Here is an 11,801-nt window from a genome sequence, read left to right as displayed (position 1 = left end):
CGCGCATGGACAACTCCCAGACCGTCGATACCGTCGCCACACTGCTGCGCGCGTCGCCGCTGCCGGCGCTCGAAGCGCGCATTCTGCTTGGACACGTGCTTGGCTGGCGGCGCACGGAGCTGATCACGCGCGCAGACCATCCGCTGGATTTGGACCAGGTAGCGGCTTTTCGCGATCTGGAAACGCGGCGCGTGGCGGGCGAGCCGGTCGCGCAGCTGATCGGCTCGCGCGAATTCTTCGGGCTCGATTTCGAAGTCACGCGCGATGTGCTGATTCCTCGGCCGGAAACCGAACTGCTGGTCGAAACGGCCGTGCAGGCTTTGGAAGAACACAATGCGCGTTCGCGCGTGCTCGATCTCGGCACGGGCACGGGCGCGATCGCGGTGTCGATTGCGTGGTCGCGGCCGGACGCACGGATTTGGGCCGTCGATCGCTCAGAGGAAGCGCTGTCCGTTGCACGACGCAACGCGGTCAGGCTTCTTGAGCCGAAACGTCCCGGCGGCGATCCGCAATTCGCACAGAGCGACTGGTACACGGCGCTCGACGCGTCACTAGTCTTTGAAGTGATCGTCAGCAATCCGCCGTACATCGCGAGCGGCGACCCGCATCTGTCGCAAGGCGATTTGCGCTTCGAGCCGCGCGGCGCGCTCACCGACGAAGCCGACGGCCTGTCTGCGATCCGCGCGATCGTCGCTGGCGCCCCGTCGCGGCTCGTGCCGAACGGCGTGCTGTGGATGGAGCACGGCTACGATCAGGCGCAAGCCGTGCGAGCAATTCTCGCCGCGCAAGGTTTCGCCGACGTGCGCTCGGAATGCGACCTCGCCGGCATCGAGCGCATCAGCGGCGGACGCTGGCCCGGCTGATGCGCGTGTGACAACGCGCGCGCAGCCGTTCCAGCCGTCGGTCGGCATCGGCGAAATCCGCTATCATTTGTCTCTATCCCCAACAAACACCGGAATCGCAAGGTCAGTCATGGACACGCAACAACGCATCAAGCAAATCGTCGACGAAAATCCCGTCGTGCTCTTCATGAAAGGCAACGCGCAATTCCCGATGTGCGGCTTCTCGGGCCGTGCGGTGCAAATCCTGAAGGCATGCGGCGTCGATCAGTTCAAGACGGTCAACGTCCTCGAAGACGACGCCGTGCGCCAGGGCATCAAGGAATTCTCGAACTGGCCGACCATTCCGCAGCTGTACGTGAACGGTGAGTTCGTCGGCGGCTCGGACATCATGATGGAGATGTATCAGTCGGGCGAACTGCAGCAGCTCTTCGCCGCCGCCTGATCCACGCAGACGGGCGCCGCACGTCATGGAAACACGCGTCGCCCGTCAGGAAAACGCACGCCGCCTGATCGTCGCGATCACGGGTGCGACAGGCGCCATCTACGGCATCCGCCTGCTCCAGACGCTGCGCACAATCGGCGGCGTCGAAAGCCATCTGCTGATCTCCAGCGCCGGATGGCTCAATATCCAGCACGAACTCCAGTTGTCGCGTGACGACGTGCATCCGCTCGCGGATGTCGTTCATTCAGTGCGCGATGTCGGCGCGAGCGTCGCGTCTGGCTCGTTCGCCACCGACGGCATGATCGTCGCGCCCTGCTCGATGAAAACGCTCGCGAGCATCGCGCATGGCCTCTCCGACAATCTGATCACGCGCGCCGCCGACGTCACGCTCAAGGAACGCCGAAGGCTCGTGCTGATGATCCGCGAAACGCCGTTCAATCTCGCGCATCTGCGCAACATGACGGCGGTGACCGAAATGGGCGGCGTCATTTTTCCGCCGCTGCCCGCTTTCTACAATCGGCCCGAGACGATCGACCAGATGGTCGACCATACCGTCGCGCGCGTGCTCGATCTGTTCGCGCTGGGTCCGGCGCTGGCGCCCGCGTGGCAAGGGTTGAACCGCCCGCCGCAGTAACGCCCGGCCATCATGGCCCGGGTATTCACAACTGCTGCGAGACAATCAAATGCGGATTCGACCGTTTATCAAACGGCAGTGCGGCCTTATATTCGCTTCAAGCTAACCTTTTCTCCGCACTGCCATGACCCGCTTGCCTTCCCTGTTCCTGTCGCACGGCGCGCCAACGCTGCCGATCGATCCGTCGATGCCCCGCGCGCAATTCGCGTCGCTGTCGTCGGAAGTGCCGCGTCCGAAAGCCATCCTGATGCTGTCCGCGCATTGGGGTACGCTGCAACCCGCAGCGAGCACGTCGGACGCGCCTGAGACGATTCACGACTTCTACGGTTTCCCGCGTCAGTTGTATGAGATCCAATACCCGGCGCCGGGCGCGCCCGACGTCGCGCGCCGCGCCGCTGCGTTGCTCGGTGACGAGGGTATGCCGACGGCGACGCAGCCGCATGGTCTCGATCACGGCGCCTGGGTGCCGATGCTGCTGATGTTCCCGCACGCGGACGTGCCCATCGCACAACTGTCGATCCAGCCCCGGCTAGATCCCGCGCATCATTTCCGCGTGGGCCGTGCGTTGCGTCCGTTGCAGGAAGAAGGCGTGATGATCGTCGGTTCCGGGCAGATCACGCATAACCTGCGCGAAGCGGATTTCTCGGCGCGTCCGGAAGACGCGGATCCGCGAGTCACCGAATTCACCGACTGGTTCGAAACGCGCCTCGCCGAACGCGATATCGATGCGCTGCTCGACTATCGGCGCCAGGCGCCGCACGCCGAGTTCATGCATCCGACTGACGAGCATCTGCTGCCCGTGTTCGCCGCCCTTGGCGCCGCGCCGGATGACTACTCGCTCGGCATTCAATCGCTCGGGACGTTCCAGCGCTCGCTGGCGATGACAAACTACGTTTTCGGCAACGCCTGATCGCCCGCGCGGCACATCGCGTCGCGCAAAGAAAAAAGCCCGTCGGTCATCTGACGGGCTTTTTCTTGGGTCAGGCGGCGAAGCGCCGAGGATCAGGCGCCGATGCCTTCGAGAATCTCATCGTGCGACTCACGCTCGTTCAGATACTCGGTGCGATAACCCGTATGCACGCCCCAGTAGTAGAAGATCAGCGAGAACACGATCACGATCAGCATGTCCCAGCCGTACGGCAGCACGCCCATGCCGCCGAACTGCTTGCTGCCGATCAGCGACAGGATCGCCATCACGGGCAGATACGCCACCAGCCACCACGCCGCCTTCAGATCCTGATTGAAGCCCGAGAAGCCCGACTTCGCCTGGAAGTAGAAGAACACCGGCAGCGCGACGATCATCAGCAGGATGATCTCGCCCGTCAGCGGCCACTTCGCCCAGTACAGGATCAGCGACGCGCACACGAACGCGAACGGTGCGATCAGGCTCATGCCCGGAATGTGCAGCGGACGCTCGATGTCGGTCGCCGCGCGGCGCAGTGCCATCAGGCTGATCGGGCCCGTCAGGTACGAGATCACCGTCGCCACCGAAATCACGGCCGCCAGCGAACTCCAGCCGCGGAAGAAGAACAGGAAGATGAACGACACCAGCAGGTTGAACCACATCGCCGGACGCGGCACGCCGTACAGCGGATGCACGCTGCCGAAGATCTTCGGCATGGTGTTGTTGCGCTCCATCGCGTAGATCATGCGCGTGGTCGTCGCCATGTAGGTCGTGCCCGTGCCGCTCGGGCTCACGAACGCATCGACGTACAGCAGGATCGCGAGCCAGTTCAGATTCAGCGCGATCGCCAGTTCCGCGAACGGCGACTTGAAGTTGAACTGGTTCCAGCCCTTCATCACATCGGCCGGGTTCACTGAGCCGATGTACGCGACCTGCAGCAGCACGTAGATCACCAGCGCCAGCAGGATCGAGCCGATCACCGCGAACGGCACGCTCTTTGCCGGATTGCGCGCTTCGCCCGCCAGGTTGATCGGACTCTGGAAACCGTTGAACGCGAACACGATGCCGCTCGTCGCCACCGCCGTCAGCACCGCCGACCAGCCGTACGGCGCGAACGTCCCCGTGCCGCCAAAGCTGTCGCCGAGGTTTTCCTTGTGAAAGCCGCTCATCATCAGGCCGAGAATCGTCAGGCCGGGAATGATGAACTTGAAGATCGTAATGGCGGTATTGGCGCGCGCGAACACCTTCACGCCCCAGTAGTTCAGCATGAAGTAGATCACCACCAGCACCGCCGACAGCAGCAGACCAGGCGTGGTCAACGAACCATCGATGAACAGGTTATGCGCCCATTCATACGGCCACGTGCTCATGTACTGGATCGACGCTTCGGCTTCGATCGGAATCACCGATACGATCGCGATCCAGTTGGCCCACGCGCTGATGAAGCCCACCAACGCGCCATGAGAGTAACGCGCATAACGCACCATGCCGCCCGACTCGGGGAACATCGCGCCGAGTTCGGCGTACGTCAGCGCGATCGCGAGAATCACCACCGCGCCGATCACCCACGCGCACAGCGCCGCAGGGCCTGCAATCTTGGCCGCCTTCCAGGCGCCGAACAGCCAGCCGGACCCGATGATCGAGCCGAGCCCCGTCAGCATCAGCGCGAATGGGCCGATGTGCCGTTGAATAGAACTTTTCACGTCTTCTCCTATATCTGAAAGCACGCCGCTGCCGCGGCCATGAGACACGGCTAAAAGTCATAGGAAAGACTAGGCATACGGCGGACGGTCGCGAGCGCGATTGCGGGTTTTTACTAGTGCAACCGGTCGCGTGCGGGCCGTAGTTTAACGGTTGCACCATCCGATTGCAGTCGAAATACGCTCGCGCCCTACAAAAAAATCGGGAAAATAGCAAGCTTTGTAAGCAAGCGGTGTGCCTAAAAACCCTCGGCTCATATGAGGATTTAAAGATTACGGTTGACCTTCTCTCGAAATGCCCGTATAAAGATCCTGCAGGATTTCAAGCGGCGAGTGAATTGGTTCTTTCGTAGTTCGCCCATCAACGGTACTCCGGTTGGTCCCATTACCCTTCCTTGATTTTCATGCACCCTCGGGCTTCGGCCTTGTTCACCATTTTTAGGAAAAAGTAATATGGAAACCGGTACCGTCAAGTGGTTCAATGACGCAAAGGGCTTTGGCTTCATCACCCCGGACGCTGGCGGCGAAGATCTGTTCGCGCATTTCTCGGAAATCCGCGTCGAAGGCTTCAAGACGCTGCAGGAAAACCAAAAGGTTACCTACGACGTCAAGACGGGCCCGAAGGGCAAGCAAGCCGCTAACATCAAGCCGGCCTAAGCTTAGCTTCCTTCTGGAACGCAAAAACCCCGCCTCGGCGGGGTTTTTTGTTTTTCGGCCTCAATCGATTTTTCGGCGCGAAATCCGGAATCTTTACCGGAATACGCGTCGGGCGTGAATGCCCAATCCGGTTGCGACGCTGGCGAGCCGGTCGCCGAATACCGGCCGCGCATCGGGAAAAGCCGCTGCCAGCGCGCCCGACAGGAACGCCAGCCCCGTCGAGCCACCCGTGAAGTAGAGCGCATCGACCTCACGCGGCGCGACGCCCGCGCGTTGCACCGTCTCGCGTGCTGCCTGAACGATGCGCTGCGTCTCGTCCTTGCCGGCCGCGATCAGTTGCGCTTCGTCGAAGGCGAGCCGCAAATCTTCCTCGACGATCTCCAGATCGATCAACGTCTCGCCGCCCGCTGCGACGCCGATTTTCGCCTCTTCCGCGTGCGCCGCGAGCGCATGGCCGAAGCGCTGCTCGACGACGCGCATCAGCCGGTCGTGATGCCGCGTGTCCGAATACAGATGCCGCATCAAGCCGAGCTCGGATACACGCTTGGGCGTATAAACCGTGTTGATCAGGTGCCAGGTGGCCAGGTCGAAGTAAATCCGGTTCGGCACCTCGCGCCCTTCCGGATCGAGCGACTGGTAGCCGAGCTCGCGCAGAACGGTCGCAAGTTCGACACGCCTGTCGAAGTCCGTGCCCGCGACGTGCACGCCGTGATGCGCCAGCACGTCGTCCTTGCGCTCGAGGCGCTGCATCCGCTCCGGCCCGACACGCACCAGCGAGAAGTCCGACGTACCGCCGCCAATGTCCGCCACCAGCACCAGCCCCTCTTGGGTCAGATGCGCTTCGTAATCGAATGCGGCTGCGATCGGCTCGTACTGGAAGTGAATTTCATTCAGACCCACCGAGCGCGCCGCCGCTTCGAGCTGTTGCTGCGCGAGTTGATCAGCGCGTGGATCGTCGTCGACGAAAAACACCGGGCGGCCGAGCACCGCGCGACTGATCGGCGTGCCCGCCGTCTGCTCCGCGCAGCGCTTCAGATGCGTGACGAAGATCGCGATCACGTCCGTGTACTTGATCGCCGAGCCGTCGCCGAGATCGGTGGTGTTGTCGGCGAGCGCGGAGCCGAGAATGCTCTTCATCGAGCGCATCAGCCGGCCGTCGAAGCCGTCGATATACGCTTCGAGCGCCGCGCGGCCATACGCACGCGTGTTTTCGTCAGTGTTGAAGAACACGGACGTGGGCAGCGTCGTGTAGGCGCCTTCAACGGGCGCCAGCTTCAGCGTTGCCTGATCGGCCGCCGGGCCGCCAACAGGGACGGCAACTGCCGAATTAGACGTGCCGAAGTCAATCGCGCAATAGGTCATGGCAGGATTCGCCGCTCACGCTGGCGCGAACAGAAAGAGGACGGGCTTTGTAACATGAAAGCGGTGACACCATCAACCGACACCGGACGGTCACCGCCGCCGTGACGGGGAATGCAGTTTGCTTCATCGAAGGGTCGCGCCGGGCTCGAATGAATCCGACAGGATACGCTGTTCGCCCGCCGGCTTATAGGAGCCTCCGAAAATTCGCCGGCTGACCAGTTTGCGTATCAGCATTGGCTTGCTCATCCAAGGAGACCCGATGCAGGAACCCTCCACTGCCACGGTCCGCGCCGAACCGTCCGGCATTGTCGAAACCGATCTGCCGTCGCGCCTCGACCGCCTGCCCTGGGGCCGCTTTCACTCGCTGATCGTGGTCGCGCTCGGCGTGACGTGGCTGCTCGATGGGCTGGAAGTGACACTCGCGGGGTCGGTGGCGAGTGCGTTGAAGTCGAGCGACGTGCTGCGCTTCTCGAACGCGGACGTGGGGCTCGCAGGCAGCGCGTACATTGCCGGCGCTGTGCTGGGCGCGCTCGGCTTCGGCTGGCTGACCGACCGCCTCGGACGGCGCAAGCTGTTCTTCGTCACGCTCGCGCTCTATCTGGCGGCGACGGCCGCGACGGCGTTCTCGTGGAGTCTCACGAGTTTTCTGGTGTTTCGCTTTCTGACGGGCGCGGGCATCGGCGGCGAATACACAGCGATCAACTCGACAATCCAGGAGTTCACGCCCGCCCGCGTGCGCGGCCACACCGATCTCGCGATCAACGGTACGTTCTGGGTCGGCGCGGCGCTCGGCGCGATCGGTTCGCTGGTGCTGCTCGATCCGCATCTGCTGCACGGCGACTGGGGCTGGCGCGCGTGCTTCTTCATCGGGGCGGCACTCGCGCTGGCGATCCTGCCGATGCGCGTCTGGATTCCCGAAAGCCCGCGCTGGCTGCTGACTCACGGCGAAGAGAAGGAAGCGCGCGCGATCGTCGAAGGCATCGAGGCGCGCTTTCGCGCGGAAAACCACACGCTTCCCGACGACGCGCTCAAACGTCTGCGTCTGCGTGCCCGCGAGCGCACGACGCTGCGCGAGGTCTTCCACACTCTTTTCGTGTTGCACCGGCGCCGCGCGCTGGTCGGGCTGTCGCTGATGACGGCGCAGGCGTTCTTCTACAACGCGATCTTCTTCACCTATGCGCTCGTGTTGACGGACTTCTATCACGTGCCGGGCGATCACGTCGGCTGGTACATCCTGCCCTTCGCGCTCGGCAATTTCGCGGGACCGCTTCTGATCGGCAGGCTGTTCGACGTGATCGGGCGCCGCAAGATGATCGCCGCGACCTACGCCATCTCCGCGATCCTGCTGACCGTGAGCGGCTATCTGTTCGAGCAGCAGTTGCTCACGGTGACGACGCAGACGATCGCGTGGATGGTGATTTTCTTCTTTGCGTCGGCGGCGGCGAGTTCGGCGTATCTGACCGTCAGCGAATCGTTTCCGCTCGAAATCCGCGCGCTCGCGATCGCGGTGTTTTACGCATTCGGCACGGCGCTGGGCGGCATCGCGGGGCCGGCGTTCTTCGGCCGGCTGATCGACACGCAGCAGCGCAGCGAAGTGTTTTCCGGCTATCTGGTCGGCTCGGCGCTGATGCTGGCCGCGGCGCTGGTCGCGGCGATCTGGGGTGTCGATGCCGAGCGGCGTTCACTGGAGACTGTCGCGGCGCCGTTGTCGGCCGTCGAGGATGAGTAAGGTCGCCGCGCCATAAAAAAACGCGGCCGAATTGGGCCGCGTTGTATGTTCCTGCCGTCAAGAACTGACGATCGCTCAGAACGCCTTGTTCCACGCGCCCGCAAACGCGACGTCGCCTAAGGGCACCCGCGTGCGCGCCGCCTTTTCCCGCTCGCGCAGCACCGGATCGAGTTTATCGACGTCGCCGTAGTGCGCGATCGAAATCATCGCGATCACCTCGATGTCGTCGGGCACGGCGAACGCCTTGCGGAACGCGTTGACGTCGAAGCCGCTCATCTGATGCGCGGCGAGTCCCAGCGCATGCGCCTGCAACACCAGCGACAGCGCCGCTGCGCCGGCGTCATACGGCGCGCAGCGGTTGATTTCGCCCTTCGGCGTCAGCGTCTGCGCCGTCACGCAGATCAGCACCGGCGCGTTCGCGTTCCAGCCCTGATTGAACGGCACGAGCGTGTCGAACGCCTTCTTGAACGAGACTTCGTCGGTCGAGCGGTCGAACACCACGAAGCGCCACGGCTGCATGTTGTACGACGAAGGCGCCCAGCGCGCCGCTTCGAGCACCGAACGCAGTTGTTCGCGGCTCACCGGCTCGCTCGAATAGGCGCGCGGGCTCCAGCGGCCTGCGATCAGTTCATGAATGGGAACGTCGGTGGGTGCGGGTTTGTTGGTCATGCGCATCTCTCGGTCGGAATTCATGATCGGCGGGCAGCAGCCCGATGGGCCACTAGCATAACCCGAGGCGGACGGTTCCCGCCTTTCAGGTCGCGCACATGCATATCGCGAAAGCCCATAAGAAAAGCGCGGGGCGGCTCGCAAGCCGCCCCGCGCCTCATAGCCGCGCCGGTTACGACGTCACACCGCCTGTGCCGCAACGCTCCGCTCGCCGCGATTGATCCGCAGCACGATGATCGACGCAATGATGCACAGACCGCCCGAAATCATCGACGCCACCGTGTACGTGCCGAGGCTCGCGCGCAGCATGCCCGCGCCGAGCGCCGCGAACGCCGCGCCGAGCTGGTGGCCCGCCACGACCCAACCGAACACGACGGGCGCCGATTCCTTGCCGTAGACGTCGGTGGCAAGACGCACGGTGGGCGGCACGGTCGCGATCCAGTCCAAGCCGTAGAACACGGCAAACAACGGCAGACCGAAAAAGTCGATGCCGAACGCGTGCGGCAGATAGATCAGCGACAGGCCCCGGAGCCCGTAGTACCAGAACAGCAGCACGCGCGCGTTGAAACGGTCCGACAGCCAGCCCGACAGCGTCGTGCCGAACAGATCGAAGATACCCATCGCGGCGAGCAGCGACGCGCCCTGCACTTCCGTCATCCCGTAGTCACCGCACATCGCGATCAGGTGCGTGCCGACGTAACCGTTCGTGCTCGCGCCGCAAATGAAGAAGCTGAAGAACAGCAGCCAGAAGTCGCGCGTCTTGCTGGCCATCGCCAGCGTGCCGAAGGCGATCGCGAGCGGATTCTTGTTGCTGACGTCGGAGCGGATCGGCGCGTCGGCGGGCTCGCCGAACGGACGCAGCGCCATGTCGGCGGGACGCTCCGGCAAGAAAAACGCGACGAGCGGCACCACGACGGCAGCCGCTATCGCGACCGTCCACACGACGGGGCGCCAGCCATGATGCTGCGCAATCGCTGCCAGCAACGGCAGAAACACCAGTTGGCCCGTCGCCGAACTGGCCGTCAGAATGCCCATCACCAGACCGCGGTGCGTGGTGAACCAGCGGTTCACGACCGTCGCCGACAGCGTGAGTGCCGCCACGCCCGTCGCGCCACCCACCATCACACCCCACACGAGAATCATCTGCCACGGATGCGCCATCAGCGACGACAGCGCGACGCCTGCCGCCATCGTACCGAGCGCCGTCAGAATGGTCGGCCGTACGCCGAAACGCTGCATCGCCGCCGCCGCGAACGGGCCCATCAGTCCATACAGCGCGATGTTCACCGAAATCGCCAGCGAAATCGTCGCGCGGCTCCAGCCAAAGTCGTGCTCGAGCGGCACCATCATCACGCTCGGCGTCGCGCGCGTGCCGGCTGCCGCAAGCAGCACCAGAAATACCACCGCCACGGCCAGCCAGCCGTAGTGGAAGCGCCCTCCAATCACTCTTGCTGCCCAGTTCATCGGTTCTCCAAGGTTCCGCTGCGGCTGACGACTATCGCGATGCGAGCCGCATCTCATTCTTACCACTTTCGTAAAGGACTTGTGACTGACCTGTCACAATCGGTCTTGCGATCTTAGTTACCGCTCGGTAACATGTCAAGGCGTCTTAACTTGAACCACAAGACCATCATGGCTAATTCAGGCACCACCAAACCCGTATCGAGTCGCCGTACGCAGACGGCGGGCTCCGACGCGCAGCAGCATCTTCTGCGCGCCGCCGCCGACCTTTTCTACAAGGAAGGCGTGCGCGCGGTGGGCGTCGATGCCGTCGTCGAGCGCGCGGGCGTCAACAAGATGAGCCTGTATCGGCAGTTCTCGTCAAAAGACGATCTGGTGGTCGCGTATCTGGAACAGTCCGACACGCACTTCTTCAGGCGCTTCGACGAAAGCCTCGCCAGGCATCCGGGCGAGCCGAGGAAGCAGATCATCCAGTATTTCGAGGATCTCGCCGGGCGAGCGTCGAAGGAAGACTATCGAGGCTGCCCGTTCGTCAATGTGTCGGCGGAGTTTCCGGACCCGTCACATCCCGCGCGGGTTTGCGTGCTGAACAACAAGACCAGGCTGATGCAGCGTCTGAACGAACTCTGCACGCAAGCAGGCGCGCGCGATCCGGAAGAACTCGCGAACTCTCTCGCGCTGTTGATCGAAGGCGTGTATGCGTCGAGCCAGACGTACGGCCCGGGCTGCGGGCCGATCAAGGTTGCGCCACGCGTCGCGGAACAACTTGTCGCGCAGGCATGTGATGAGGCGTCGGTAAAATAGCGGTTTGGCTTTTTCGCTGGCATCACCATGTCTTCGCCGTCCCCCGCTTCCCACGACAACATTCTCGACGCCACGCGCCACTGGCTGACGCGCGCCGTGATCGGGCTGAACCTGTGCCCGTTCGCGAAGGCGGTGCACGTGAAGAACCAGATTCGCTATGTGATCAGCGAAGCCGCCGACATGGAAGGCGTGCTAACCGATCTGGAAACGGAGCTTCGCACGCTTGCAGACTCCGATGCCGCCGACATCGACACGACGCTGCTGATCATCCCGCACGCGCTCGGCGATTTTCTCGAGTACAACGATTGCCTGTTCTTCGCGGAACGGATGTTGAAGCAGTTGCGTCTGGAAGGCACGCTGCAGATCGCGAGCTTTCACCCGCGTTATCAATTCGAAGGCAACGAGCCGGACGATATCGAGAACTACACGAATCGCGCGCCCTACCCGATCCTTCATCTGCTGCGCGAAGCGAGCATCGAGCGCGCGGTCGACGCGTTTCCGGACGCCGCCGACATCTACGAGCGAAACGAAGCAACGATGCGGCGTCTCGGACTGGAAGGCTTGCAAAAATGGATGAGCGAGCCGGCCAAAGACTGA

At 63.2% G+C, this 11,801-nt stretch carries 12 protein-coding genes; 8 read left to right on the top strand and 4 right to left on the bottom strand.

The window, feature by feature from the left end; all coding sequences use genetic code 11:
• Nucleotides 1-5: 5 nt before the first annotated feature.
• The 4 genes from prmC to G3N95_RS19605 all read left to right on the top strand — a co-directional run bounded on the left by prmC (nucleotide 6) and on the right by G3N95_RS19605 (nucleotide 2,828).
• Nucleotides 6-863: a peptide chain release factor N(5)-glutamine methyltransferase gene (gene prmC, locus G3N95_RS19620; protein WP_205971719.1), complete on the top strand. Its 858-nt coding sequence runs from the start codon at nucleotides 6-8 to the stop codon at nucleotides 861-863.
• Between the two features lie 109 nt (nucleotides 864-972).
• Nucleotides 973-1,284: a Grx4 family monothiol glutaredoxin gene (gene grxD, locus G3N95_RS19615; RefSeq protein ID WP_054918684.1), complete on the top strand. Its 312-nt coding sequence runs from the start codon at nucleotides 973-975 to the stop codon at nucleotides 1,282-1,284.
• A gap of 25 nt (nucleotides 1,285-1,309) precedes the next feature.
• Complete coding sequence (locus tag G3N95_RS19610; protein ID WP_205971718.1) at nucleotides 1,310-1,918, top strand: UbiX family flavin prenyltransferase; 609 nt, start codon at nucleotides 1,310-1,312, stop codon at nucleotides 1,916-1,918.
• Between the two features lie 124 nt (nucleotides 1,919-2,042).
• Nucleotides 2,043-2,828 carry a class III extradiol ring-cleavage dioxygenase gene (locus G3N95_RS19605; RefSeq protein WP_205971717.1) on the top strand — a complete coding sequence of 262 codons (786 nt, stop codon included), beginning with the start codon at nucleotides 2,043-2,045 and terminating at the stop codon, nucleotides 2,826-2,828.
• A 92-nt stretch (nucleotides 2,829-2,920) separates the two neighbouring features.
• Here the strand turns inward: G3N95_RS19605 and G3N95_RS19600 are convergent, their stop codons facing one another.
• Complete coding sequence (locus tag G3N95_RS19600) at nucleotides 2,921-4,525, bottom strand: APC family permease (protein WP_205971716.1); 1,605 nt, start codon at nucleotides 4,523-4,525, stop codon at nucleotides 2,921-2,923.
• Between the two features lie 450 nt (nucleotides 4,526-4,975).
• Between G3N95_RS19600 and G3N95_RS19595 the strand changes: the two genes are divergently transcribed.
• Nucleotides 4,976-5,179, top strand: a complete 204-nt coding sequence (locus G3N95_RS19595; protein WP_012402098.1) for a cold-shock protein — start codon at nucleotides 4,976-4,978, stop codon at nucleotides 5,177-5,179.
• A gap of 93 nt (nucleotides 5,180-5,272) precedes the next feature.
• On the opposite strand, the gene G3N95_RS19590 is transcribed toward G3N95_RS19595, so the two are convergent.
• Nucleotides 5,273-6,541, bottom strand: a complete 1,269-nt coding sequence (locus tag G3N95_RS19590; RefSeq protein WP_205971715.1) for an Hsp70 family protein — start codon at nucleotides 6,539-6,541, stop codon at nucleotides 5,273-5,275.
• Between the two features lie 259 nt (nucleotides 6,542-6,800).
• Between G3N95_RS19590 and G3N95_RS19585 the strand changes: the two genes are divergently transcribed.
• Complete coding sequence (locus G3N95_RS19585) at nucleotides 6,801-8,270, top strand: MFS transporter (RefSeq protein ID WP_205971714.1); 1,470 nt, start codon at nucleotides 6,801-6,803, stop codon at nucleotides 8,268-8,270.
• Nucleotides 8,271-8,345: 75 nt separating this feature from the next.
• On the opposite strand, the gene G3N95_RS19580 is transcribed toward G3N95_RS19585, so the two are convergent.
• Both G3N95_RS19580 and G3N95_RS19575 read right to left on the bottom strand, forming a co-directional pair.
• Entirely contained in the window at nucleotides 8,346-8,939 is a 594-nt protein-coding gene (locus G3N95_RS19580) for a nitroreductase family protein (protein ID WP_205971713.1), read from the bottom strand.
• Between the two features lie 180 nt (nucleotides 8,940-9,119).
• On the bottom strand, nucleotides 9,120-10,403 hold the full coding sequence (locus G3N95_RS19575; protein ID WP_205971712.1) for an MFS transporter: 1,284 nt from the start codon (nucleotides 10,401-10,403) through the stop codon (nucleotides 9,120-9,122).
• A gap of 168 nt (nucleotides 10,404-10,571) precedes the next feature.
• On the opposite strand from G3N95_RS19575, the gene G3N95_RS19570 reads away from it, so the two are divergent.
• Nucleotides 10,572-11,204, top strand: a complete 633-nt coding sequence (locus G3N95_RS19570) for a TetR/AcrR family transcriptional regulator (RefSeq protein WP_205971756.1) — start codon at nucleotides 10,572-10,574, stop codon at nucleotides 11,202-11,204.
• 27 nt (nucleotides 11,205-11,231) lie between these two features.
• Nucleotides 11,232-11,801: a DUF1415 domain-containing protein gene (locus G3N95_RS19565; RefSeq protein WP_205971711.1), complete on the top strand. Its 570-nt coding sequence runs from the start codon at nucleotides 11,232-11,234 to the stop codon at nucleotides 11,799-11,801.

The sequence above is a fragment of the Paraburkholderia sp. Tr-20389 genome (assembly GCF_017104565.1).
In the GTDB taxonomy this organism is placed as follows: Bacteria; Pseudomonadota; Gammaproteobacteria; order Burkholderiales; family Burkholderiaceae; genus Paraburkholderia.
The sequence above is the reverse complement of the archived record's forward strand: the minus strand, read 5'-3'. Positions and strand labels throughout refer to the sequence as shown.

What these genes read in the sequence shown, in the direction of transcription:
- prmC (WP_205971719.1), top strand. Translation starts at nt 6, where the DNA reads ATGGACAACTCCCAGACCGTCGATACCGTCGCCACACTGCTGCGCGCG.
- grxD (WP_054918684.1), top strand. Translation starts at nt 973, where the DNA reads ATGGACACGCAACAACGCATCAAGCAAATCGTCGACGAAAATCCCGTC.
- G3N95_RS19610 (WP_205971718.1), top strand. Translation starts at nt 1,310, where the DNA reads ATGGAAACACGCGTCGCCCGTCAGGAAAACGCACGCCGCCTGATCGTC.
- G3N95_RS19605 (WP_205971717.1), top strand. Translation starts at nt 2,043, where the DNA reads ATGACCCGCTTGCCTTCCCTGTTCCTGTCGCACGGCGCGCCAACGCTG.
- G3N95_RS19595 (WP_012402098.1), top strand. Translation starts at nt 4,976, where the DNA reads ATGGAAACCGGTACCGTCAAGTGGTTCAATGACGCAAAGGGCTTTGGC.
- G3N95_RS19590 (WP_205971715.1), bottom strand. Translation starts at nt 6,541, where the DNA reads ATGACCTATTGCGCGATTGACTTCGGCACGTCTAATTCGGCAGTTGCC.
- G3N95_RS19585 (WP_205971714.1), top strand. Translation starts at nt 6,801, where the DNA reads ATGCAGGAACCCTCCACTGCCACGGTCCGCGCCGAACCGTCCGGCATT.
- G3N95_RS19580 (WP_205971713.1), bottom strand. Translation starts at nt 8,939, where the DNA reads ATGACCAACAAACCCGCACCCACCGACGTTCCCATTCATGAACTGATC.
- G3N95_RS19575 (WP_205971712.1), bottom strand. Translation starts at nt 10,403, where the DNA reads ATGAACTGGGCAGCAAGAGTGATTGGAGGGCGCTTCCACTACGGCTGG.
- G3N95_RS19570 (WP_205971756.1), top strand. Translation starts at nt 10,572, where the DNA reads ATGGCTAATTCAGGCACCACCAAACCCGTATCGAGTCGCCGTACGCAG.
- G3N95_RS19565 (WP_205971711.1), top strand. Translation starts at nt 11,232, where the DNA reads ATGTCTTCGCCGTCCCCCGCTTCCCACGACAACATTCTCGACGCCACG.